The organism is Shewanella sp. SP2S2-6 (assembly GCF_031931965.1).
GTDB lineage: Bacteria > Pseudomonadota > Gammaproteobacteria > Enterobacterales > Shewanellaceae > Shewanella > Shewanella baltica.
On the sequence record NZ_JAUOEQ010000018.1, the window covers coordinates 1 to 23,404 of the forward strand.

Annotated in this window: 22 protein-coding genes; 17 read left to right on the plus strand and 5 right to left on the minus strand. The window is 44.2% G+C overall.

Annotated elements, in window-relative coordinates:
* The first annotated feature begins 1,440 nt into the window (after positions 1 to 1,440).
* The 5 genes from Q4Q57_RS13200 to Q4Q57_RS13220 are packed head-to-tail and all read left to right on the plus strand — an operon-like array spanning position 1,441 to position 6,360.
* The gene (locus Q4Q57_RS13200; RefSeq protein ID WP_311891091.1) at positions 1,441 to 2,061 is read left to right on the plus strand and encodes a TnsA endonuclease N-terminal domain-containing protein; all 621 of its coding nucleotides are present in this window, start codon (positions 1,441 to 1,443) and stop codon (positions 2,059 to 2,061) included.
* The gene (locus Q4Q57_RS13205; RefSeq protein ID WP_311891125.1) at positions 2,061 to 4,076 is read left to right on the plus strand and encodes an integrase; all 2,016 of its coding nucleotides are present in this window, start codon (positions 2,061 to 2,063) and stop codon (positions 4,074 to 4,076) included. Before Q4Q57_RS13200 ends, Q4Q57_RS13205 begins: the two co-directional genes overlap by 1 nt.
* On the plus strand, positions 4,070 to 5,020 hold the full coding sequence (locus Q4Q57_RS13210; RefSeq protein WP_115334638.1) for a TniB family NTP-binding protein: 951 nt from the start codon (positions 4,070 to 4,072) through the stop codon (positions 5,018 to 5,020). The genes Q4Q57_RS13205 and Q4Q57_RS13210 overlap by 7 nt, the downstream gene beginning before the upstream one ends.
* Positions 5,011 to 5,991 (plus strand): hypothetical protein, encoded by a 981-nt coding sequence (locus Q4Q57_RS13215; RefSeq protein ID WP_311891092.1) that lies wholly within the window; start codon positions 5,011 to 5,013, stop codon positions 5,989 to 5,991. Before Q4Q57_RS13210 ends, Q4Q57_RS13215 begins: the two co-directional genes overlap by 10 nt.
* 21 nt (positions 5,992 to 6,012) lie before the next feature.
* The gene (locus Q4Q57_RS13220; protein WP_311891093.1) at positions 6,013 to 6,360 is read left to right on the plus strand and encodes a hypothetical protein; all 348 of its coding nucleotides are present in this window, start codon (positions 6,013 to 6,015) and stop codon (positions 6,358 to 6,360) included.
* An 837-nt stretch (positions 6,361 to 7,197) separates the two neighbouring features.
* On the opposite strand, the gene Q4Q57_RS13225 is transcribed toward Q4Q57_RS13220, so the two are convergent.
* Both Q4Q57_RS13225 and Q4Q57_RS13230 read right to left on the minus strand, forming a co-directional pair.
* Entirely contained in the window at positions 7,198 to 8,493 is a 1,296-nt protein-coding gene (locus Q4Q57_RS13225; protein ID WP_311891094.1) for a site-specific integrase, read from the minus strand.
* A 61-nt stretch (positions 8,494 to 8,554) separates the two neighbouring features.
* Positions 8,555 to 8,773: a hypothetical protein gene (locus Q4Q57_RS13230; protein WP_106650466.1), complete on the minus strand. Its 219-nt coding sequence runs from the start codon at positions 8,771 to 8,773 to the stop codon at positions 8,555 to 8,557.
* Between the two features lie 179 nt (positions 8,774 to 8,952).
* Between Q4Q57_RS13230 and Q4Q57_RS13235 the strand changes: the two genes are divergently transcribed.
* A complete protein-coding gene (locus Q4Q57_RS13235; RefSeq protein WP_220592937.1) occupies positions 8,953 to 10,524 on the plus strand; it encodes a DUF3369 domain-containing protein in 1,572 nt (523 codons plus the stop codon).
* A 70-nt stretch (positions 10,525 to 10,594) separates the two neighbouring features.
* On the opposite strand, the gene Q4Q57_RS13240 is transcribed toward Q4Q57_RS13235, so the two are convergent.
* On the minus strand, positions 10,595 to 11,047 hold the full coding sequence (locus tag Q4Q57_RS13240) for a hypothetical protein (protein ID WP_311891095.1): 453 nt from the start codon (positions 11,045 to 11,047) through the stop codon (positions 10,595 to 10,597).
* Between the two features lie 258 nt (positions 11,048 to 11,305).
* On the opposite strand from Q4Q57_RS13240, the gene ccoN reads away from it, so the two are divergent.
* The 11 genes from ccoN to ttcA all read left to right on the plus strand — a co-directional run bounded on the left by ccoN (position 11,306) and on the right by ttcA (position 21,568).
* A complete protein-coding gene (gene ccoN, locus Q4Q57_RS13245) occupies positions 11,306 to 12,742 on the plus strand; it encodes a cytochrome-c oxidase, cbb3-type subunit I (RefSeq protein WP_006081607.1) in 1,437 nt (478 codons plus the stop codon).
* A gap of 13 nt (positions 12,743 to 12,755) precedes the next feature.
* Positions 12,756 to 13,382: a cytochrome-c oxidase, cbb3-type subunit II gene (gene ccoO, locus Q4Q57_RS13250; RefSeq protein ID WP_006087156.1), complete on the plus strand. Its 627-nt coding sequence runs from the start codon at positions 12,756 to 12,758 to the stop codon at positions 13,380 to 13,382.
* A gap of 11 nt (positions 13,383 to 13,393) precedes the next feature.
* Positions 13,394 to 13,570: a CcoQ/FixQ family Cbb3-type cytochrome c oxidase assembly chaperone gene (locus Q4Q57_RS13255; RefSeq protein WP_006081605.1), complete on the plus strand. Its 177-nt coding sequence runs from the start codon at positions 13,394 to 13,396 to the stop codon at positions 13,568 to 13,570.
* The gene (ccoP, locus tag Q4Q57_RS13260; RefSeq protein ID WP_006087157.1) at positions 13,570 to 14,538 is read left to right on the plus strand and encodes a cytochrome-c oxidase, cbb3-type subunit III; all 969 of its coding nucleotides are present in this window, start codon (positions 13,570 to 13,572) and stop codon (positions 14,536 to 14,538) included. The genes Q4Q57_RS13255 and ccoP overlap by 1 nt, the downstream gene beginning before the upstream one ends.
* Positions 14,539 to 14,648: 110 nt before the next feature.
* Positions 14,649 to 15,128, plus strand: coding sequence for a FixH family protein (locus Q4Q57_RS13265; RefSeq protein WP_006087158.1), 480 nt, complete (start codon positions 14,649 to 14,651; stop codon positions 15,126 to 15,128).
* Between the two features lie 36 nt (positions 15,129 to 15,164).
* Positions 15,165 to 17,564 carry a heavy metal translocating P-type ATPase metal-binding domain-containing protein gene (locus Q4Q57_RS13270; protein WP_311891096.1) on the plus strand — a complete coding sequence of 800 codons (2,400 nt, stop codon included), beginning with the start codon at positions 15,165 to 15,167 and terminating at the stop codon, positions 17,562 to 17,564.
* 38 nt (positions 17,565 to 17,602) lie between these two features.
* Complete coding sequence (gene ccoS, locus Q4Q57_RS13275) at positions 17,603 to 17,818, plus strand: cbb3-type cytochrome oxidase assembly protein CcoS (RefSeq protein WP_012587702.1); 216 nt, start codon at positions 17,603 to 17,605, stop codon at positions 17,816 to 17,818.
* 11 nt (positions 17,819 to 17,829) lie between these two features.
* Entirely contained in the window at positions 17,830 to 18,522 is a 693-nt protein-coding gene (locus tag Q4Q57_RS13280; RefSeq protein WP_063884446.1) for a sulfite exporter TauE/SafE family protein, read from the plus strand.
* Positions 18,523 to 18,577: 55 nt separating this feature from the next.
* Complete coding sequence (etrA, locus tag Q4Q57_RS13285; protein ID WP_006081599.1) at positions 18,578 to 19,330, plus strand: electron transport transcriptional regulator EtrA; 753 nt, start codon at positions 18,578 to 18,580, stop codon at positions 19,328 to 19,330.
* A gap of 258 nt (positions 19,331 to 19,588) precedes the next feature.
* Positions 19,589 to 20,521 carry a universal stress protein UspE gene (gene uspE, locus Q4Q57_RS13290; RefSeq protein WP_006081598.1) on the plus strand — a complete coding sequence of 311 codons (933 nt, stop codon included), beginning with the start codon at positions 19,589 to 19,591 and terminating at the stop codon, positions 20,519 to 20,521.
* Positions 20,522 to 20,599: 78 nt separating this feature from the next.
* Positions 20,600 to 21,568, plus strand: a complete 969-nt coding sequence (gene ttcA / locus Q4Q57_RS13295; protein ID WP_311891097.1) for a tRNA 2-thiocytidine(32) synthetase TtcA — start codon at positions 20,600 to 20,602, stop codon at positions 21,566 to 21,568.
* Positions 21,569 to 21,768: 200 nt separating this feature from the next.
* On the opposite strand, the gene Q4Q57_RS13300 is transcribed toward ttcA, so the two are convergent.
* Together Q4Q57_RS13300 and Q4Q57_RS13305 are read right to left on the minus strand one after the other, a co-directional pair.
* Positions 21,769 to 22,392: a DUF2987 domain-containing protein gene (locus tag Q4Q57_RS13300; RefSeq protein ID WP_063884421.1), complete on the minus strand. Its 624-nt coding sequence runs from the start codon at positions 22,390 to 22,392 to the stop codon at positions 21,769 to 21,771.
* A complete protein-coding gene (locus Q4Q57_RS13305) occupies positions 22,385 to 23,197 on the minus strand; it encodes a glucosaminidase domain-containing protein (RefSeq protein WP_012089201.1) in 813 nt (270 codons plus the stop codon). Before Q4Q57_RS13305 ends, Q4Q57_RS13300 begins: the two co-directional genes overlap by 8 nt.
* Positions 23,198 to 23,404 lie beyond the last annotated feature (207 nt).

Consider the following 23,404-nt stretch of genomic DNA (forward strand, 5'->3'; position numbering starts at 1 on the left):
AGTATTTATGCGCTGTGCTGTTTACCTCATTAGACCAGTAAAAACGCGCACAGTTAACCACCTGTATGCAAAGAACTTATCAGCTTTTTATCAAATACACCATCCGGAAAAACGCGCATGCGCGTTTTCCAAACCTATCAACTAATTTGGCCGAAGTGTATCCAAATGATTTTAAGGGGGTTTATTAATTTTAGGATGGATAAACGCGCAAACTAATGAGTTTAAAAACACTCAAAAGCATTGAAATTTAAATACGACTGTATACCCATACATTGTTAGTCGCTTTACGGTAGGGCTATATATTTGGTAAATAGATGAGATTTTGTAGGGTAATTCATTCGTCAGTTTTCGATTCACTAAATGAATGCTAGCAAGTTTTGGGGCATAAGCTATTTAGAACAGACTGCCATATTGATAACTTAAGATTGGCATTGTTGTATCCACTGTTCGTCGTTGCATTCGTATATTTTATTGTGACTTAGGGATGAACGGATCGACCGCAGTTCATTACCCTAGCCAGAAGTAGGTTCGGTATCTAAGGTCTAATACCCGCATGCCTTGACAAGTAAAAACGTTATAGATGGTAATGTTATCAATCATATCACCAACCTTCCCCTCTCTTGTGGACAACAAATAGAGTAAGCTTCAGACATTTGCCCCTTTCTCAACTCTCTCGTTAATCCGCCACATGAAGGCATGCAGCTGTATTCCGGCGTGTTTAGCGCGTCTTGCCCATCGAGGTTCAGCATGCGTTTATCTGGCCAAGCAAACATGCATTTCCAAATCGCGACATCAGGGGCAACTTTCGAATGGGTTATGCGTAATTAAAAACAATAAACTTGCCCTTTTTCACGGTTTGCTAAAAAAATTCTCCATTTCCTCAAAAATATTTTTTTGCTGACAAATTTAAGGTGCATTCGTCGTTTATATCATTGTTATGTAGTAACAAATTTTAATGTGGATTAATCGGCTTATCCTTAAGTTAGCGATGTTCACATCGTCATTTTGTAAAGATAGATTTACGGCAGAAATGCGCTTGTGCAGAGCATATTTTAAAAATTAATGCTTTAAAAACAATGATTTTTAAAAATCATAGTGAATGCATTTTTTGAATGTAATGCGTTTTTAAAATACGTTTTCAAGCTAAAAGAATTGAAATAAAACAGCGAGGTATCAATGGCGATTGGGGGCATCGAAGCGTGTTAAACGCCTGCATGTTTTTTTAAAATGAATTGTGCCTTGCGCGAAAATTCACAAGTTTTTGTGGATTTTCGAAAATTGAATATGCTGCTCGCGTGTTAACAAACACACGTGAGCGCTTTCCCCGTGTAGGGAAAGACGTTTGCCTTATCCATAGGGGTAACCTTTAATTTTAGCAGAGATTAATTTTTCCGCTGCAAATTAACGGTTAGCACTCTGAAATGTAGCAAGAGGTGTAACGTGAGTAACAAGTATAAAGCGAATAAATCACGCGGCAGGCATGTATATCAATATTTTTCGCAGAAGAATCAAGCCCCGCTGAAGGTCGAATCATTCCTTGAATTGTGTATTGCGGCGCAGATGGAGTGTGAACCGAATATCGTTGCCTATGCTGCGCAGCCTGAAAGCCTGCATCTCCATGACAGTATTACCCTTAAGACCATTCGATATACGCCTGATTTTCTTATTAAATATGCTAATGGTACTGCGGCATTTATTGAAGTCCATCATTCAAGCCATATCACGAAAGACTTCCAGTCGCGATTAGCGCTATTCAATGAATACTCACTTAAGACGGCTAACGTCCCTATCGTCCTCGTTGATGAGCGTCAGTTAACGCCCATGATTTATACCAACCTCCAGTTAATCGCTAATCGGCGTTCTGCACGGTTATCATGTACGCTCAACCATGCAGACCTACCTGAATTGTTGACATTTGAGGCGTTAGTCGATTGGCTCAAGCCTAGAAGCCAAACGTCCGTGGGTGATGCATATCATTTAGTCGGAGCCTTTTTTTACCAATTCGACAAATCACAGTTGCTACTGGCAAGCACAACCCTGAATAAGGTGATGCTATCGTGATGTTTGCTCAGGCGCGTGACCATCAATTCCACAATAGCAACGGCGACATCATGACGGTCTTGTTTGCTGATGACGTGTCGATTTTGCTCGAAGTGGATGATGATGAAAAAACGCGAGAGTTCTTAGCGCTAGATGTATTTAGCACAAAACTGCATGAAAAAACCCTTTTTCCCAAACCGGTCGAAAAAACGCGTCTCATTTTGTCCCCAGTACAGCAAGCGACTCGGGATTCACGGATTGTTTATATTCATACGCTGCGCGACCTGCTGCAGAACGACGAAACCCTAAAGCCGACGACGTCCACTACCTATCAGAAAATGATTGAAGTTGTTGAGGAGAATTACCCTGCACTCAGAGGGGCTGAACATCCCAAGAAAACAACGATTAACCGTTACTGGAAGACTTGGATAAGCTCACGTTTCAATGATGACAGTTTAATCTGTAAATCACGCTCACATACCCCTCGTATCGGTGAGGAGTCTAACGCGTTAATCGACACGTATTTGAGCACGACTTACCAAGATAGTCGCCATAAAGTGGCTACGGGTCATTATGCTTGTTACAAACAAGATGCGCTGAAAGCACGTGAAACAAATCCCAATATTATCGTTGCAAGCAAACGAACGTTTTCGCGCAGAATTGAAGCGAGACAGTCGATTTGTGACAAATTAGACGATCCAAAAACTCCCCATGCTGAACGTCAGCAGCTCTCACTTAACCTGATTAAACGGATAAAACTGCATTACCCATTGCAACGTGTTGAACTCGATTGTTTGCACACAAATATCCGTGTTATTGATGATGTCACGGGGGAGTTAACTGAGCCTGTGGTCATCTATTATGCACTTGATTGTTATACGCGTGCACCGCTAAGTATGGTTTTTGATTATGGCAAAGGAGAAGCGACGGAGGTTGTTTTACAGTTAATCCAAAATACGTATTTGCGTGATGACAATCTCCCGTTTTGCGGTAAGACAGATACGTTCATCATGGATAATGGCCCTGCATTTAACAACAAGTTAATTAAGAGTCTATGTGAACAGCTGGGGAGCAATATCGTTTATACCCCTTCGAATACACCGTCAGCGAAACCCTTTGTAGAATCGCACTTTAGAGTGTTTAGGCAAAAATTTGAATCGATGGTGGTGACGGATTCAGCCGGCAACCGCACTGTTGGTTTAAATACCTATCCGAAAAAAGGCACTAGAACAAAAATAAATCCACTTAAGAATACGCATATCACTGCCAGTACGTTCACAAAGATAATCAATACCATGCTGACAGAATACGCTCACAAGACACATTCAGGGTTAAATTGTTCACCGATATTCTGTTGGCAGCAATCTAGGGTGGTTCAATCTTATTATGATTACAATTCTATTAAGCACCACTTCCATGTCGCGACACAGGCGCATGAGCAGCAACTCGATTCAAGAGGTTTTGTCCGTGTATTGAAACACCGCTTCACCAGTGTTGAACTGAAAAAAGTGCATACGTTACTCATGACCTATGGTCACAAAAACGTCAACCCCACCGTTCAGGTGTTTTACAACCCCTATGATGCAAGCAGTGTCACTGTCAGCGTTGCGCTCCCGAACGAGACAGAGGCCAGGTCAATCGTTGCTTATAACTATGATGAAGAAATCAACTCGCGTTGGCCCATTTCCTTTGCACAGTTAAATGGCAAAGTGCAGAAAGGACAACACATTTTCCAAACTGAAAAACATCAGGTTACCGGTCAATATGCCGTCACGATTGACCGTTTCATTCCCGCCAAAACAGTACGTATTAAACGAAGTGGCAAACCGACAAGTTCGTTTGAAGACAATAATGCAAAAGAACTGTCAATCGAGCAGCGCATTCAGAATGCCAATGCGACTGATTCGTTAAAAGATATTAAGTGGCAAAACTCATTAGACAAGACTGAATTGGCTGACAAACAACGTGCAAGCCAACTGAATGAACCAGAACAAATTATTGATAACACGCAAAGGGACACTAAAGCCTTATGGTAGTCAGCATACCTACACCTGTAGACACCTTTATTGTTAAACATACATTGGTTAAACACGCCCATGAACAAATTGGGCGAGTTCATCAAATGTGTCACCTTCCCAATAATAAAAAAGGCGTGCTCATTTATGGCAAATCGGGCGAAGGAAAAACCTACATCGCAGAATGCTATGCCGCTCAGTTTCCTCCGGTGAAAGAAGTCGACCACATTCGTCTGCCGATATTCACTTACCGTTTTCAAGAAGCGAAAAGCAAAGTTGATGATATTTTACGACTGTTGATAACGGAATTAGGCGTGCAGCCCCCCATAGGTAAAGTTGCCGCGGGTGAGTTAGATAAGCAATTTCGATTTCTGATTAAAGCACGTGGTGTCGAGCTCATTATTCTTGATGAAATTCAACAGGTTTTTCCTGCTAAACAAGGGAAAATTGCATTAGACATGTTGAAATACTTCTGCGCCCTACTCGACACGCTCACTTGTTCAATTGTCTTTATCGGTAGTGAGCGGGCCATGCGACTCCTGACCTTCGGCGAAGTGGATAAAACCGTCGACGACAACGAGCAACTCAGTCGCCGAATGCTGAGGTCAGTAAAACTGCATCGTATCTTACCGAGAACGCAAGAATGGGTTGATTGTATCAACAGCTTTCTACAGCAAATCAGCGCTCCTCAAATTGGTATCGAGGATAAAGAGCTATTAGATAGACTTTACGTTGCCTATATGGAGCGCAGCTTCAGTACCCTTGATGGCTTATTCATGCGTGAAGATATGAGTCATATCAAAGACCGCCACACACTGATGATGCGTTTAAAAGCGAACTTTTATATTTACAGCCAAAACGTCAATAATCCCTTTGATGAGTCTGAATATAGCTATAGGGCAATAGACGCTGCGGTCACACATGAATACCAGAAATTAAAGCGGGAGTTGAAAACGTGTCTTTAGCCTTTTCGCCACAGAGAAAACCTGATGAAGTTAGCATCGGTTACCTTCTTCGTTTAGCGCGCGTTAATGGTTACGCAAGGATTGGGAGTATGGTGTCGTCAGCTGAGCTGAATAACATTATTAAGCTTCAAATTACACCGGCTCTGAATGCTAAATTTGGCATACCAATAAGCCAAGGTGATGTGTTTTCTACGATTATCAATCCGATGTTTAACCGCAACATTCAACTCAACCCTAAAGTGTGTATTCAGTGCTTGAATGAAGATGGCTACCTGTTAACGGAAGTGCAAAATCCGTTTTGTCATGCCTGTTCCAAACACCAATCTGCACTGACGAGTCAATGCACCACGTGTTACGAAAGCCTTGCTTGGGATATTCCACTTATAAAAGGGCACTGTACTTCCCCTCGATGCGGGGTACAACTGAAACCCTCGTCAGAAAATGTGCGTTCATTGAGTGAGGCTCAAGTGTCAGATTGCCTCTATGCCGCACTGGTATTGGAAAAAGAGCACATCATGGCGCTCAAACCGAACGCCTATGCTTCACTGCCATTTTATGAAAACATGCTCGAACAGGGGGATCGGTTATTAACGGATAATGCATTTTTTAGAGAGTGGGTACAAAAGACACTTCAGGCAACCTCATCTTTACTACCTCACAATATCCGCAGTGTGGCTATTGTGCAGTTCCTTGAAACACTTTCCTGTACGTGGCCTGCCGCTACGTTAGATATTGTTATCCCAGCTACCCCCGCAGATGGCATTGCTCTTCCGGTGACAGAACAATGGCTTCCATTTGGAAAAGCGTCTCGGCTACTTGAGCTGAGGCCAGAAGAATTGCAGCTGCTTCAACACGTTAATTTAGTGAAACATGCACGTAAAAGCAGACTTCACCATAATAGCCAAATTGATGTCGCACCTATTTTCCAGTTGTTAGTCGGTAACGACATCCAACCTGGCATGGTGTGCTAATCAACACTCACGGAGGTCATGGTGCATAATGATGTTGAAATGTATGACATTCTCATAGGATTCAAAGAAGGCCGCCTGCAGTTAGGATATGGCGAAGGTCACAATTTACGACGTGCTATCTGGTGCGAACCGGCGTCTTTTATACGGTTTGCAAAGGACGTCTTTAGCAAGCGGCAATATGACGCTATCTCCCTAGAGAAAGCGGTATCATTAACAGGCTTACCCATGGAGCTACTTCACGCACTTAGAAAAATAGGTAAACTTCGCCCTCCTCGCGTCGCGCGTGCTGGCAGTCTGGCACTTTGCCAATTTGAAGATGTACTACAAATACGCCAGCAACAAAAACCGATGCAGTTATCACTCATATAATGAAGCAATATCGTCTGTTAAAACCTATATATATAAAATACTTACGATTTAGTCTAAAGCATCGACACTAAGGTTAAAACCCACATTCGTCATCGGTAATGATGTGGGCTTTAAGCTGAAAGCCATTCATATAAATCCCACTTATTATCCCCATCGCTTAACTCATTAAAGCAATATCGTCCTGCACCCAATATCCGTTCCAAATATATGTAGCAGACCTCCGCACTCAGATACGATTTAAATCATGGCGTTTTATCCGCGCAAATTTCAATTCGTTTAGATTTTTAAATATACGCCTGTATTGTCGGCGGCTCACTTACCACACCTACAACATATGTAAGTAGAAACCTTGAAGCAATCTGATATGCGTTGACTTGATATTTGATTTGTGGAGAATGAATAGATTGGCGGTGAATAAAGCATAATACTATCACCAACTTATTGATTTTAATATGAAAAACAAATCTCAATTTAGGTGGCAAAAATGTTCAAAAATCTCAACTTGAATGGCAATGTTGTTATTTTGTTAAACCATCAAGTGATTGAATAAGTTCAATTACGGCTGCCTGAGATTCTCATTCTGTGTGACCACGAACATGTGTGTTCGTGGCCACTCAGAATGAGATTTCGCGGCAGACTGAGATTTCCTCTTATACTCATATCTAGGATGCAATCTAACCTATTGATGCTTATGCACCATTCAAAATGTGTAGAAATCTCAACTCATGTGATATGGATACCGTTTTACTAAATCTCCATACCCTTGAATAACATGGTTATTATGTAGTGCCTGAGATTCTCAATCTGTGTGGCCATAAACAATGAGCCATGGCTTAGTTACTCTATGCCTTTTAAATGGTCGATTGGTTTATTGTATGCACTTTCATGGCGTTCGATTTGGCTTGTGTGCAAATACTGCGATGTGGTGTCGATACTTTCGTGTCCAGCGTCGGCTTGTACATGGGATAACGGTCTGCGGTTGATATTGATATCGTGCGTAATGCCTGTGTGGCGAATATTATGGGCCGTGAGTTTGCGCATCTGCGCGGCGTCTTGTGCAAAACCATCGGCCTCAATACTTTCTGCCGCCAGATTGATAATACTTTGAATTTCATCACGAACATGACGAATGCCAAGATTGGCATTGAGGATACCAACATCTCGACCGCGGCCAGCGGCTTTGTGCCGTACAAACAAAGGATGGTTCTCGTTTGGCGCTGGATAATCCGCTAATCCTAAAAACTGACGATATTTAACTAAAGCATCGAGTAAAGCTTTGGAAATTGCCACGCTGCGCCTTTTACCGCCTTTACTCAATGGAATATGAAAACTCCAAATACCCGTTTGTTGATTGTGCTTAAACTGATCCATCACCGGTGAATAACCTGCGCGTGCAGACACATCTGAGATACGTAAATAGCAACAATAGATCAATGAAATCAGAAATAAGCTTCTTTGATGTAATTCGGGCGATGTTTCTGCCAACGCTGTTACGGTCGCCATAATGTATGACCACTGTAATTCAGTGAATGCGAGACTGTTATCATCTTCATGATGTTGACGCTGATATTGCCGATTGGCCGCGAATCGACTGTGATTCAGCCAAATTTGTGCAGGATTACGCTCACAATATTCTTCACTTGTCAGGTACGAGTAAAACGAAGACAAAATGGCCATTTTCGTTTTTAACGCATTGTCACTTAACGCATAAGGCTGGATTTGCCCGAGTCGCTTTTTACCGACAAATGGCCGCCACTGTGGGTTTGGAACCCGTTCATCACGCATTTTATCGAGCTTGAATTGTGGCACATTAAAATAGCCAATTAGTGCTATGGGCGGCGCTTGGCAGTAATCCACGTAATGGCTCATATCTTTGCGTGTGACTTCTATGGGCGACATTGAAACCACATCAAAACACCAATGAAGAAATGTCGTGAGCTCGCTGCGATAGGCTTTATAGTTGTTTTCGTTATGCTTTTGCTCAAACAGCCAATCACTGGCGTGCTCAATCACTAAACCCGCATCGGCCACCTTTTTCATGCTAATTTGGGTGATATATTGGTTAACGACACTATTGCCAACTTGTATGAATTCAAATGAGTCAAATAATGGGATTACGGGAGGAAGTTGCATATTGCATCTGAATTATAAGGGTTTCTGATATGATAATACTTAAACGCAAATGCCGATAACGTTATTTATCGGCATCAACTAGGGTCAGATTTTGAGTACAACTGGACAATGTACATTTCTGGCATGTAATACGCTTTTGACAACAAATTAAGCATAACTGCCACACTTGCTGTTTAGACTGACTATCCAAGCACCTAAAATCTGCCGCACAGAGGTGCCCATCATGTATAAGCTGTGCCAGTTTATGCGTTGAAATCGACAAATTAATTTGGTGGCTCATGCCCTTACCCGCTAATCAGTGTGTGATATGAATAGAATACACAAATGATAACTGTTATCAATAACTCAATTTAAGGGTTGCCACTCACCTCGCTATTTAATGTAAGAATTTGCACTGCATTGAAATGTGTCTACTACACTGATTATGTGATCATTATTTTTATTTGAATGAGGTATCGAATGCTGATTGATCTTGCAAAGAAAAATCCGCTGTTTTCCGGTAAAAAGCTTACCGAGACAACTGCATCAGGTATTCCTTGGAAGGTATTAGTGGTCGATGATGAACCTGATGTTCATACCGTCACTAAGCTTGCCCTCTCCCGCTTTAAACTCGATGGCCGCCCGCTTACTTTTATCAATGCCTACAGTGCCGAACAAGCAAAAGAGTTGATGAATCAGGAACATGATATCGCCATCGCCTTTATTGATGTTGTGATGGAGAGTGATCATGCGGGCTTAGAATTAGTAAAATGGATCCGCGAAGAGCTGCAAAATAAAACCACTCGACTAATCCTGCGTACAGGCCAGCCAGGTCAAGCACCTGAAGAAGACGTTATCGTTAATTATGATATTAATGATTACAAAGCCAAAGCTGAACTCGATTCCCGTAAACTGATGACCAGCGTCTATTCTGCCCTACGTTCTTACCGCGATATTATGGAAATTGAACAAGCAAGGCGCACCCAAATAAATCACCGTAAAGGGCTAGAAAGGGTGCTAGAAGCTACATCTGGATTATTTGAGCTGCGCACCCTGCATAAATTTGCTGATGGCCTGCTAACTCAAGTCGCCACCCTACTCAATCTGGATTCTGAAACCTTATTGCTAACGTGTAATGCCATCGATGCCATAAGCGGTCATCTGGATCCTGTGAACATAGAAATCCTCGCAGGCACAGGCCAATTCTCAAATAAATCCCATATTACTCAATTACCAGAGCATATCGACCGCTTACTGCGCAGTGCGATCACGCAAAAACGCTGCCTGTATGAAGACAATTGCTTTATCGGTTACTTCCCCACAAAAAGCGGGTTAATCAATCTACTGTATATGGATGGTATTGATAAAATTGATGATCTTGACAAGAAACTTATTGATATTTTTGCTATCAACGTCGGCGTTGCATTTGAAAATTTACTGCTCAATCAAGAAGTCGAAGATACCCAATCTGAACTCATTCTACGTTTAGGGGATGTGGTTGAAAGCCGCTCAAAAGAAGCCGCGAACCATGTGAAACGTATGGCAGAATATTGCTCCCAACTCGCCTTACTCGCTGGTTTACCTGAATACGAAGCTGATTTACTTCGCCGTGCTTCACCTATGCATGACATAGGTAAGATAGCGATCCCCGATGCGGTTCTGCTCAAACCTGGCAAGTTAGATGATGAAGAATGGAAAGTCATGCGTCAGCATCCTACGATTGGCCATCAGATTTTGGCAAATTCTGAGCGACCCATATTAAAGGCGGCATCAATTATTGCACTACAACACCATGAAAAATATGATGGTTCTGGCTATCCAGCCAATTTAAAACAAGACGAAATTCACATTTTCGCGCGCATTGTTGCCATTGCAGATGTATTTGATGCACTTTCTCATGCCCGCTGCTATAAAACGGCTTGGCCTTTAGAAGAGGTGTTAGCTGAAATGCGTAAAGGCGCCGCAAAACACTTTGACCCACACTTATTGCAGCTTTTTATCGATAATGTGGATATTTTTGTCAAAGTAAAAGACAGTTGGAAAGATAGTTAATCCTTAATCACCCGAGTTAACACTCTCTAATAATACGCTGAGGACGATTCGAATAAATATCTAGCCAGTCTTAACCATTGTTATCCGCAAGAAAATCAAACACTGTCGCTTTGGTTTCGCCATTTACTTCAAAACTTACAAAACCGCGCCAAACCATATAACCACTGCTACAGGAGCCATATACCATCTGACCAATATAGGTCATTTCATCGGTTTGCTTCACATTTACAGGAATAACCCCCATAAACATATCTCTTCCTTCTAAACGAATTTGCACATTTTTGATAGGCGTTGAAGCTAACAGCCTTAATGTTAATGGCTTTTCGCTCGGGGCATTCGCTGGCGATAGGCTAATAGCAAGTTTGATATCGTCCACTTGTTTAACGCAATCCCCTGCCGAAAATTGACAGAGAGAAGGATCAGAGCTGCTTTTATGTGTGACTTGCTTAGCATCTTCAGTACAAGCTGTGAGATTGATGAGAATTAACGCGATGAATAAATAGAGATTAGGACGATTTAGCACAAAGATTAACCTTATGACGCAATATGTTAACATTCTATGGCGTAGGTTGATCTAGATCAACTTTCTACACCCCTTCTTTGGTATCTTTTTTGATATTGCTCAAGTATCATTGCGAAACCTCATATTTGAGCAAAAATATGCAGGGTAACGCATTGACATAGCTCAGCAACCTTAATAGGGAAGCTGAGTTTTATGTCATTTTATAACAGGTAAAGCTTGTCTTTACTAAAAGTAAAAGTAATAAGCAGTGGAAGCATTATGATGAACCATTCCCAGCCAACAGGCGCTGATTACAATTACGCCATTGTCCGCCAATTTGCCTTAACCACAGTTTTGTGGGGTATTGTTGGTATGTCAGTCGGCGTATTAATTGCGGCTCAGTTAATCTGGCCTCAGCTGAACTTTGACACTCCTTGGTTAACGTATAGTCGCTTGCGACCATTACACACCAATGCGGTGATCTTCGCGTTCGGTACATCAGCCCTTTTTGCAACATCCTATTATGTCGTACAACGCACCTGTCAAACCCGACTATTTGCACCTAAGTTAGCCGCATTTACGTTTTGGGGATGGCAAGCCATCATTCTGTCAGCAGCTATCACTTTACCAATGGGTTTCACTCAAGGTAAAGAATACGCTGAATTAGAATGGCCTATCGATATCGCAATTACTATCGTTTGGGTGTCCTACGCTATTGTGTTCTTCGGTACTATTATCAAACGAACGACTTCGCATATTTATGTGGCGAACTGGTTCTTTGGTGCCTTTATTATTACCGTTGCTGTACTACACATAGTTAACTCTATGGCAGTACCAGTCAGTCTGTTCAAGTCATACTCTCTGTATAGCGGCGCTGTCGATGCTATGGTGCAGTGGTGGTATGGTCACAATGCGGTAGGTTTCTTATTAACCGCAGGCTTCTTGGGGATGATGTATTACTTCGTACCTAAGCAAGCGGGTCGTCCTGTGTACTCTTACCGTCTATCTATCGTCCATTTTTGGGCTTTGATCGCACTGTATATTTGGGCTGGTCCTCACCACTTACATTACACAGCTTTACCTGACTGGACTCAGTCTTTAGGTATGGTGATGTCACTGATCCTATTCGCACCTTCTTGGGGCGGTATGATTAACGGTATCATGACCTTGTCTGGTGCTTGGCATAAACTGCGTACTGACCCTGTATTGCGTTTCTTAGTCGTTTCTCTGTCTTTCTACGGTATGTCTACCTTCGAAGGCCCGATGATGGCAATTAAGACAGTTAACGCATTATCACATTACACAGATTGGACTATCGGTCACGTTCATTCCGGCGCGCTAGGCTGGGTTGCAATGGTGTCTATTGGTTCTCTGTATCACTTGATCCCTGTATTGTTCGGCCACGGCCGCATGTACAGCATCAAGTTAGTCAACGTCCATTTCTGGTTAGCGACTATTGGTACTGTGCTTTACATCGTATCTATGTGGATTTCAGGTGTAATGCAAGGTCTAATGTGGCGCGCAGTGAATGCTGACGGTACTTTGACTTATAGTTTTGTTGAAAGTCTTGAAGCTTCATATCCTTTCTACTTTGTACGTTTCCTTGGCGGTTGTTTCTTCCTGACCGGTATGCTGATCATGGCATACAACGTGATCCGTACTGTGAAAGCCTCTAAAGATTCATTGCCAGCATTGGCTGAACCAACAGCGGCTTAAAGGAGCAAACTCGATGAAATTTAATCATGAGATAGTTGAAAAAAACATCGGTTTGTTAGCGATCTTTACCGTTATCGCTATCAGTTTCGGTAGTCTCGTTGAAATCACACCGTTGATTTTTCAAAAAGATACGACTGAGCCAGTGGAAGGTTTAAAGCCATACACTGCTCTGCAAATTGAAGGCCGTGACATCTATGTTCGTGAAGGTTGTTATAACTGTCACAGCCAGATGATCCGTCCTTTGCGTGCAGAAACTGAACGTTATGGTCACTACTCTGTCGCGGGTGAATCGGTTTGGGATCATCCATTCCAATGGGGTTCTAAGCGTACAGGTCCTGATCTTGCCCGTGTTGGCGGTCGTTACAGCGATAAATGGCATGAAGTTCACTTAATCGATCCACGTGCTGTAGTACCTCAATCGAATATGCCAGGGTTCCCATGGTTAGCCGAAAACAAGTTAGACGGCGAACTGACGGGCGATAAGATGACTATCCTACGTAACATGCATAAAGGCGGTTACAAAGGTAATGATCTTTATACCGATGAAGAAATCGCAGGCGCACAGCAAGCTGTTGCAGGTAAGACAGAGCTGGAAGCCTTGATTGCATATCTTCAGTCTTTGGGTCACGCACTCAAATAAGGAGGCAATATATGGATTACGGCACATTACAAGGCATTTTAACCATCATTGTGATGCTGACCTTCGTCGGTATATTTGCTTGGGCATATAGCTCGCGTCGTCAAAAATCCTTTGATGAAGCAGCTAACCTTGTGTTTTCCGATGAGGAAGTCAGCAAGGTATCGAAGGACTCAGGAGAGAATAAGTGATGAGTAGCTTCTGGAGTGTTTGGATTAGCGTACTCTCGTTAATTGTGATCGCGGGATGTTTTCTATTACTGCGTGTGTGTTCTAAGAACACCACGGACGTAAAAGAAGGCGAATCCATGGGTCACAGTTTCGACGGTATTGAAGAACTCAATAACCCACTGCCAAAATGGTGGAGTTATATGTTCTATATCACTATCGTGTTTGGCTTGATCTATCTAGCCTTATTTCCTGGTTTAGGTAACTACAAAGGCCTTTTAGGCTGGACCAGTTCTAACCAAAGCATTGGTACTGAGCAAGGTATTAAAGCCGACTCTGCCGCAGCCATTGAGCTTGCCGCAAAAGAAGGCCGTTATGTTCAGTATGACCAAGAAGTAAAACACGCTGATGAAAAATATGGCCCAATCTTCGCGGCTTACTTGGCTACACCACTAGAAGAATTAGTGAAAAACCAAGAGGCATTAAAAGTGGGCGGCCGTTTGTTCCTACAAAACTGCGCACAGTGCCACGGCTCTGACGCACGTGGTAGCAAAGGCTTCCCTAATCTCACCGATGGTGACTGGTTATATGGTGGCGACTTAGCCACGATTAAAACCACTATCATGGGTGGTCGTCATGGCATGATGCCGCCAAAAGGTGGTTTGCCAATCGATGACAGCGAAATTGCGGGTTTAGCTGAATACGTTGTTAAATTGTCTGGTCGTGAGCACGATGAAACACTCGCCGCTCAAGGTCAAGGCTCATTCATGAAAGGTTGTTTCGCGTGTCATGGTATGGACGCTAAAGGCAACAAGTTCATGGGTGCTCCGAATTTAACTGACGATGTTTGGTTATATGGCGGTAGCCGCGGCGTGATCGAAGAAACGATCAAACACGGCCGTGCTGGTGTCATGCCAGCCTGGAAAGACGTTCTCGGTGAAGAGAAAGTTCACGTGATCGCAGCTTATGTTTATAGCTTGTCAAACAAGTAATTAGATGTGAGTAATGCTAAGGCCTCGAAGACTTCGAGGCCTTTTTTTTAAAGTGCTAAAACCGTCTTTTAACGGTAAAATGGCGCAAATTTTTTGAATGGGTATCTGACATGAGCGAACAACAAGCCTGGTATAAGCAGTTCTGGCCTTGGTTTTTAATTATTCTTCCTTTATGTGCCGTCGTCGCAAGTTTTACCACACTAAAAATTGCCCTTACGAACTCGGACTCTTTAGTCGCCGAGGATTACTACAAAGATGGCAAAGCCATTAATATGGACTTAAGTAAAGTAAAGTATGCCAAACAAATAGGCATGAATTTTTTACTCGAACAAACTAATAATGAAATTCTACTGACGCAACAAGGTGGTCCCGCTTCTCAAGCTGCGCTGAAAGTCGAGTTCTACCATCCAACCATTGCCGACAGAGACATCAAGCTCACCGCTACAGCCGATGCCAGTAATGTGTATCGCATTACCGTGCCTGCCACACTCATCGGCCCTTGGGAAGTGCGTCTGGAAAGTTACGATGGCAAATGGCGCATTCACCAACGCGTTGAATTAAAAGATCATGTCCAACTTTGGCTGAACTGATTGTGGTTGAATTGATTTAGTTAAATAAGAATTGCTATGACACATCCAAGTTGTTTTCACTGCCAAGAGCCCGTGCTGACGGGCCAGCAGTTTGTGACTCGCATTAATGATCGTGATGAACTCATGTGTTGCCCTGGTTGCCAGGCGGTTTCTCAGGCGATTGTGGATGCGGGATTGCTCAGTTACTACAAGTTTCGCACTGAGCCAGGCAGTAAACAGAACGCCCTCGTCCCCGAAGCCTTAACGCAATTTAGCGCCTATGACTTGCCTGAAGTGCAGCAAGACTTTGTCCATTCTGAGGACAATATCGAGTCAGTGTCACTTTCTATCGATGGCATCACCTGCGCGGCCTGTGCTTGGTTAATTGAGCACAAAGTAAAACAACTAACGGGCGTGAGCCAAGTGCTCGTCAACTCGACCACCCAAAGGGCGATGATCAGTTGGGATAAACGCACGGTAAAACTCAGCGATATCCTCGGGCAAATTAGCCGTATTGGTTATCAAGCCGCGCCCTATCAAGTCGATGAGCAAGAGCTCAACAACAAACTCAATAGCCGTAAGTTTTTATTGCGCTTAGGCTTAGCGGGTTTTGCGACCATGCAGGTGATGATGTTCGCCCTCGCCCTCTACACAGGCTACTTCACCGATTTAGATGTGCAGTATCGGGATTATTTCCGTTGGGTCAGCATGCTTTTTGCCACCCCCGTAGTGCTTTATTCGGCGCAGCCCTTCTATTTCAGTGCTATTCGTACCCTACTCAGCGGCAAACTCAATATGGATGTGTCTGTCTCCATTGCGATTGGCGGCGCATACGTTGCCAGTTGTTTTGCCACAGTAAATGGCACAGGCGAAGTGTATTTTGAATCTGTGTCCATGTTTACCTTCTTCCTGTTACTCGGGCGCTACTTCGAACAAAAAGCTAGGCAAAAGGCCTCGGTCAGCTCGAGTAATTTGCATAAGTTAGTGCCGCTCACGGCGCACTTAATGAACGACAATGGTCAGGAAGAAATTCCCGCCAAAAAATTACGCCTCAATGATGTGATCCTCGTCAAACCGGGGGAAATGATTGCAGCCGATGGTGTGGTGATTGAAGGTCACACTAGCATCAATGAAGCTATGCTCACCGGCGAGCAAATGCCAATTGAAAAAACTCTTGCTAGCCAAGTTTACGCAGGCACAATCAACGTCGACCAGCCCATCAAAGTCAGCGTCACAGCGCTGGGGCAAGACCAACTCGTGGCTGAGATTATTAGACTGCAGGAGCTTGCATCCAATACTAAACCTGCAATTGCGCTATTAGCCGATAAATTATCGCGCTATTTCTCGGGCACAATCCTGACCATAGCGACAATCACCTATTTGGTCTGGCATCAAATTTCCCCAGAGGATGCCTTTTGGGTAACGCTATCGGTTCTGGTTGCTACTTGCCCTTGCGCCTTAGCACTGGCCACACCGACCGCTGTCACCTGCGCGACAGCTATTTTTACTCGCCTTGGGATTATTACTCGCAAAGCCGGTGTATTTGAAAAACTGCCACAGATCAAACATGTTGTCTTTGATAAAACCGGCACCCTCACCTGTGGTACCCTCTCTATCGGGCAAACGCAGTGCATGGCCGATTTAACCAATACGCAAGCCTTAGCCATTGCCGCAGCACTAGAAGCAGGCTCTCGCCACCCGATTGCCGCGGCATTTGCCATGTTTGCCGATAATGCACTGGTTGCCGAAGAGGTTCACCATGAAGTTGGCTTTGGCGTTAGAGGCCGTATTGATGGCACTGATTACTTCATTGGCAATGCAGTATTTACCGGCGCGAGTATTGATAGTCGTGATCCAACCCAAAAGATTTGGTTAGCACGTTCAGCCAATAATCAGCTTGAAGTACTGGCAAGCTTTGAAATTCAAGACAATATTCGCCAAGACAGCAAAGCTACAATTGAGATGTTAAAGCAGCAAGGTTGCCGCATCAGTATTGCCAGCGGCGATAGCTCAGGACACGTACATCAACTGGCAAAAGAGCTGGGGATTGACGATGTGCACAGCGGCTTAACGCCTGCAGATAAACTTGCCCTCGTGACCCGATTACAACAGCATACAAGGGTTGCCATGTTTGGCGATGGCATCAACGATGCGCCTGTGCTTGCGGGCGCCGATTTGTCGGTGGCTATGGGCAGCGGCAGTGCTATCGCGAAAAACAGTGCCGATTTAATTTTATTGGGGGATCATCTGTCCCGCTTCACCCAAGCCGTTAGCGTCGCGAAACTGACGACACAGATTATCAGACAAAATTTAGCGTGGGCGCTGGGTTACAACGCCCTGATCTTGCCCTTAGCCGTTACCGGCCATGTCGCACCTTATATCGCCGCCATTGGCATGTCGGCGAGTTCTTTGATTGTGGTCGGTAATAGCCTGAGATTATTGCGGGTTAAAGTGTGATCACAATAAAAGTAAAACCAGAATAGTAAGAGGTCATTATGGAAATTATTTATGTGCTTATCCCCATTGCCATGATCTTTGTCGCCATCGCTGTAATGGTATTTTTTTGGGCGGTGAAATCCGAACAATTTGACGATTTAGACCGCCAAAGTGTGTCGATATTATTCGACGAAGATACTGTTAAACCAAACAGCCATCCCGTGCCTGAGAAAGAGAAAGCCGAAGCAGCGCAAGAAAAAGGCATGCCGCTGTGATTGATTACGCAGTGATTGAGTACAATGTCACTGGGGCTTTTCTGGTAGGGCTCATGGGCGCCGCACATTGCTTTGGCATGTGTGGCGGTTTAGTGGGCGCTTTCTCAGCCCAAATCCCCAATGGCAAAACAGGTAATCTGCTGGCGCATCAGCTCAAGTATCTACTGAGTTACAACCTTGGGCGTATTTTGAGTTACACCTTAGCGGGCGGCTTAGTGGGCGCTTCGGCGGCAGGTCTTGGTCACTTATTTGAACTGGATACGTATTTGATTGTGCTGCGTATCATTGCCGGACTGATGATGATCGCAACAGGGCTGTATATCGCCAAAATTTGGGTTGGAATAGTGCAGATTGAGCGCGTCGGTCAATGGTTATGGCGATATTTAAAACCCATAGCGCAACGGCTTGTGCCTATCCAAAATCCGAGCCAAGCGGTCATGGCAGGATTCATTTGGGGCTGGCTCCCCTGCGGCCTTGTCTATAGCACCTTAACCTGGTCGGTCGCATCTGGCTCTGCCAGCCAAGGCGCCTTGATTATGTTGGCCTTTGGATTAGGCACCTTACCCGCCCTATTGAGTGCTGGTGTTGCGGCAAAACGCCTCGCTGCTTGGGTTCAACAGAAAACCGTTAGACTATTGAGCGGCTTACTGTTAATTGCGTTTGGTGGTCAAACTTTATATATCGCACTCGCGCAGCTAAACTAGCCCAAGTGAGTGAATTGGTTTAACATGGCTGCAGTGGATAAACTTGAGAATCAACATGACAATTGAACAAAATAAGAATCGTCGTCCTGCCGCTAGCGGATGCACAATCCATTGTCACGATTGCAGTATGGGTACCCTTTGTATTCCTTTTACCCTCAATGCAAGTGAGCTAGATCAGCTCGATGATATTATTGAGCGTAAAAAGCCGATCCAAAAAGGCGAGCAAATTTTTAAATCGGGTGATGCGTTAAAATCCCTGTTTGCGATCCGCTCTGGCACCATCAAAAGTTACACTATTACTGAGCAAGGCGATGAGCAGATCACCGGCTTCCACTTAGCGGGTGATGTGATTGGTTTTGACGGTATCCACGCCCAGTTGCACCAGAGTTTTGCACAGGCACTCGAGACCTCCATGGTCTGTGAGATCCCCTTTAATATCCTCGATGAACTTTCAGGCACTATGCCTAAATTGCGTCAGCAGATCATGCGCCTGATGAGCAATGAGATCATGAGCGATCAAGAAATGATCCTGCTACTCAGCAAGAAAAATGCCGAAGAACGTCTGGCAGCCTTTATCAGCAATTTGGCTAATCGTTTTGGTAGCCGTGGCTTCTCGCCCAAAGAATTCCGCTTAACCATGACCCGCGGTGACATTGGTAATTATCTCGGTTTGACCGTAGAGACCATCAGTCGCTTACTTGGTCGTTTCCAAAAATCAGGCTTGATTGAAGTTAAGGGTAAGTACATTACTATCCTCGACTCGCAAGAGCTGAATCTGTTAGCGGGTAATTCGCGCATAGCGAGGTAGTTCACCGCAAGAGTGTTTGCTGCAATAAAGTTAAGCGCAGCATAATAGTTAAGTGCAAGAGAGTTACGCGCTAGGTCCTTGTCATGAATGGCAAATACAATTCAGTTGAAAAACCGGGACTGGCTAGACATGTCATACAGATTAAGGCATGATTTTAAAGCGAGTTTTAATCAATTTCGAATGAGTTTGATCTAGAACAATACAGCTAACTGCCAAAGGCTCATGATGATATTGAGCCTATGACTAAAGGAACCTCCCATGAAGGATTATCAAAAAATACTGGTTGTGGTTGACCCTACCACAGAGAACCAAGTTGCCCTAGCACGAGCGGTGACCTTGGCCAGTAAATGCAACGCTCAAGTCACTGTGTTTCTTTCTATCTTCGACTTTTCCTATGAGATGACTTCGATTCTGTCGAATCAAGAGCGCGAAGCCATGCGCCAAGGCGTCATAGATCAACGTCTCGCTTGGATCCAAGACTTACTCGCCGCTTACACTCATCTGCAACTCAATATTGATACCCAAGTCATTTGGCATAACCGCCCCTTCGAAAGCATTATTAATCATGCGATTTCAGGGCAATACGATTTGATTGTTAAAGGTACCCATGCCCACGACAAACTCAAAGCGGTGATCTTCACCCCAACCGATTGGCATTTAATGCGTAAAGCCCCTGTGCCTGTGTTGATGGTGAAAGCCCATGACTGGCCAGCAGCGGGAAAAATCCTTTGCGCTGTGAATGTGGCAACCGAAGATACCGATCATCAAATGCTTAACGGTAAAATCATTGAGCATGCAAAAGATTTAGCGGATAAGTTCTCTGCCGAAGTGCATTTAGTCAATGGCTATCCCGGCACGCCGGTAAACTTAGCCATTGAATTACCAGACTTTGATGCCCAGTCTTACAACGAAACCATTCGCATGCAGCATGAACAGCGGGTGAGTTACCTTGCTGGCGCTTATGATATCGATCCAAATCATTGCCATGTGAAAGAAGGTTTGCCAGAGGATGTGATCCCTGAGCTTGCTGAAAAACTCGATGCCGAATTGGTGATCTTAGGCACTGTCGGTCGCACCGGATTTTCAGCGGCACTGATTGGCAATACCGCAGAGCATGTTATCGATAGCATCAACTGCGATTTACTGGCCATCAAACCCGACGGCTACAAATCACCGTTAGAAGAAGCCTAAGCGATACGCGGCACTTTACCCCGCCAAAGATAGCTGGAATAATACGCGCCCTGAAACTGAGTTACTGGGCGCTTTTTTATGCTTGAAGCTATATCTGAAGTTACGGCAAATCCTATGTCTGAAGAATTATCAAAAAAACACACTACCCGTCTGAATAAATTACAGAAACGTCTGCGTCGTGAAGTGGGTAGCGCAATCGCCGATTACAATATGATTGAAGATGGCGATAAGATCATGTGCTGCCTCAGTGGCGGTAAAGACAGCTATGCAATGCTCGATATTTTGATGAATCTGCAGCAACGCGCGCCCATTCAGTTTGAAATCATTGCGGTTAATTTAGATCAGAAGCAACCCGGCTTTCCTGAGCATGTGCTGCCCGCCTATTTAGATAAGCTCAATGTGCCTTATCACATCCTCGAGAAAGACACTTACTCGATAGTGAAAGATAAAATCCCTGAAGGTAAAACTACCTGCTCCCTGTGCTCTCGCCTACGCCGCGGTACGCTCTATGGCTTTGCCCAGCACATCGGCGCCACTAAAATCGCCCTAGGCCACCACAGGGATGACATTATCGAGACCTTGTTCTTGAACATGTTCTTTGGCGGCAAGATGAAAGCTATGCCACCAAAGCTACTGTCGGATGATGGTGCTAATGTGGTCATTCGCCCTCTGGCCTATTGCCGTGAAAAAGATCTCGAAGAATATGCCAACTTAAGAGAATTCCCGATCATCCCCTGTAACTTGTGTGGCTCGCAGGAAAACTTAAAGCGCGCCGCAGTCAAAGACATGCTTAATCAGTGGGATAGACAGTACCCTGGTCGTATTGAAACGATTTTCACCGCCATGCAAAACACCGCACCATCACAGGGTGTTGACCGTGAGCAGTTCGACTTTGTGTCTCTAACGCGTGACCCAGATGCGCCTATGCGTGGTGATGTTGCCGAAGCCAATCTGCCCGCATTCGATTTCCTTGATATCGCCAACAGCGGCCGTATCGATTTGGATGCGGCAAAACGCATTGATATCGTTAACACTTATGAAGTCTAACTAAGTTTGAATTAGCGCCCTAGTCAGTAAAACAAGTTAACCCAACGAAAGTAAGCAAGATAAATTAGCAAAACAAAAATGCCCACATGATGTGGGCATTTTTATGACTACAAAATAAGTTAAGACTGCCGACACTATCTTTGAGCCCGTGCTTCTGAATCGATTTTTTTCAAGATGCCAATTCAACGAGGCAAAGAGGATCACTTCACCCAAGGACTCAAGACTAATGGCTGGGCACTGAAGCTTAGCGTAGTGATGTTTTCAAGTTCATTCGCGGCTAATTTATAACTGCCCTTAACGGCTTGTTCACGGCCATTAAGGTGTACATACACTTCTTGCTCGGGTTGGAATTCAAAGTTAAGGCCGGCAATGGACTCCCTAAAATAACGCATCGGGAAGCCTTGCATGGCGCCAAGCAGCGTGTCCATTTCGGTCACAATTTGCTGTAAACGCGCTTTATCGTACTCGGCTAATGTCTGCTTAGCTCTGACTTGCATCGCGATAGCGCATCCCTCAGCACTGCCGGCAAAATTGAGATTAACCAAGGCACGCTGATCTTTTAAATCATCATCTAAGGGAATAAATAACCGCTGAGCATAGGTATACGTCAATGGCGTTGATGTTTTTTCACTGGAAATAGAACCGCTTTGGATCAAACAGTTCTTTTGCATTGGAACACTAAAAGCCACTTCTACGAGTTGATAACCGCCCTTGTTGACTTGTTTTAACCTATCATAAAAACCTTTATATTCAAGGGATACAGTTTCAGCAGCGGCGCTAGTGGCCAGTAAACAGAGGCCACTAAACAACAGTTTTTTATACATCGACATTCACCAAATATTTTTCATTATGACGTAACATATCAAGCAGCTCATCAATATAAGCTTCTTGTCTTTCAGAATAATTCACGAGTCCGTAAATCAATTGATCCGCTGTCGGCTCTAGCTCCTGTGAGCGCAAATCGGCACGGATAGAACGAAATAGCGCATAGGCTGTATTGGAATTTAAATTGCGCATGTAGGACGAAACGGACTCGTCGACCGATGAAAACACTTTCACCTCATGGCTCTTACCAGATCCCCGTGAAGATGGCACTATGCCGCAGCCAGCAGTAAAACACCATTCACCAAAAAAGTTAAAGCCTTCACGGGCAAAACGTGAGCTACCCCAACCGGATTCATTCGCAGCTTGGATCAGCACCATAGATTCAGGCACAATATCGACGCGCTTTAGTAAGCTTGCCAAGGATTTAGCATCGACGTTTCGCGCCGCATATTGGTATTTGTCGAATAGCGTATTGAGCTGCCCGAGTTGGGTCTCAGATAAACTCTTGCCATTCTCAACCAAAGCGAGCATTTCACTGACAAACTCGCGTTCCATCGAGATGATGGCATTCTGCTGCTGCACAATCGGCCGCAGAAAATCAAAAAAGGCTTTCTTCTTTTCGGTGATATCGTTGATCGCAGAGAAGTCAGGAACTTGCGTAACAGGGTCGACAGCGTCAACGAGTTGGGTCGCAATGGCAGATGAATCATTCGTGTTTGGAATGATCCAAACGCGCAATGCAAAAATCGCCACTATGACCATGGCTAATGCCAATGTAAACGAACCGATTCTACCTGTTTTCAATAGTTCACCTTAAGTGTGACGCCCGTATTGGGCAAATAAAGGGCGGATTATAAGCTATTTGTCAGATTTAACGAAATGTGCCCGCCGTCACTGTCATTAATCACGCATCTGGCACATTAACTCAGGTACAATATTGCGCCTAAGTCGCGATTCTAAATCCGTGTATACGTGCTTGCCGTATGACAGTCGATAATAGATGCAAGCTTT

What these genes read in the sequence shown, in the direction of transcription:
- etrA (WP_006081599.1), top strand. Translation starts at nt 18,578, where the DNA reads ATGACAATTGAACAAAATAAGAATCGTCGTCCTGCCGCTAGCGGATGC.
- Q4Q57_RS13210 (WP_115334638.1), top strand. Translation starts at nt 4,070, where the DNA reads ATGGTAGTCAGCATACCTACACCTGTAGACACCTTTATTGTTAAACAT.
- Q4Q57_RS13270 (WP_311891096.1), top strand. Translation starts at nt 15,165, where the DNA reads ATGACACATCCAAGTTGTTTTCACTGCCAAGAGCCCGTGCTGACGGGC.
- Q4Q57_RS13225 (WP_311891094.1), bottom strand. Translation starts at nt 8,493, where the DNA reads ATGCAACTTCCTCCCGTAATCCCATTATTTGACTCATTTGAATTCATA.
- Q4Q57_RS13205 (WP_311891125.1), top strand. Translation starts at nt 2,061, where the DNA reads ATGTTTGCTCAGGCGCGTGACCATCAATTCCACAATAGCAACGGCGAC.
- ttcA (WP_311891097.1), top strand. Translation starts at nt 20,600, where the DNA reads ATGCTTGAAGCTATATCTGAAGTTACGGCAAATCCTATGTCTGAAGAA.
- Q4Q57_RS13235 (WP_220592937.1), top strand. Translation starts at nt 8,953, where the DNA reads ATGCTGATTGATCTTGCAAAGAAAAATCCGCTGTTTTCCGGTAAAAAG.
- Q4Q57_RS13255 (WP_006081605.1), top strand. Translation starts at nt 13,394, where the DNA reads ATGGATTACGGCACATTACAAGGCATTTTAACCATCATTGTGATGCTG.
- Q4Q57_RS13230 (WP_106650466.1), bottom strand. Translation starts at nt 8,773, where the DNA reads ATGAGCCACCAAATTAATTTGTCGATTTCAACGCATAAACTGGCACAG.
- Q4Q57_RS13300 (WP_063884421.1), bottom strand. Translation starts at nt 22,392, where the DNA reads ATGTATAAAAAACTGTTGTTTAGTGGCCTCTGTTTACTGGCCACTAGC.
- Q4Q57_RS13265 (WP_006087158.1), top strand. Translation starts at nt 14,649, where the DNA reads ATGAGCGAACAACAAGCCTGGTATAAGCAGTTCTGGCCTTGGTTTTTA.
- uspE (WP_006081598.1), top strand. Translation starts at nt 19,589, where the DNA reads ATGAAGGATTATCAAAAAATACTGGTTGTGGTTGACCCTACCACAGAG.
- ccoO (WP_006087156.1), top strand. Translation starts at nt 12,756, where the DNA reads ATGAAATTTAATCATGAGATAGTTGAAAAAAACATCGGTTTGTTAGCG.
- ccoS (WP_012587702.1), top strand. Translation starts at nt 17,603, where the DNA reads ATGGAAATTATTTATGTGCTTATCCCCATTGCCATGATCTTTGTCGCC.
- ccoP (WP_006087157.1), top strand. Translation starts at nt 13,570, where the DNA reads ATGAGTAGCTTCTGGAGTGTTTGGATTAGCGTACTCTCGTTAATTGTG.
- ccoN (WP_006081607.1), top strand. Translation starts at nt 11,306, where the DNA reads ATGATGAACCATTCCCAGCCAACAGGCGCTGATTACAATTACGCCATT.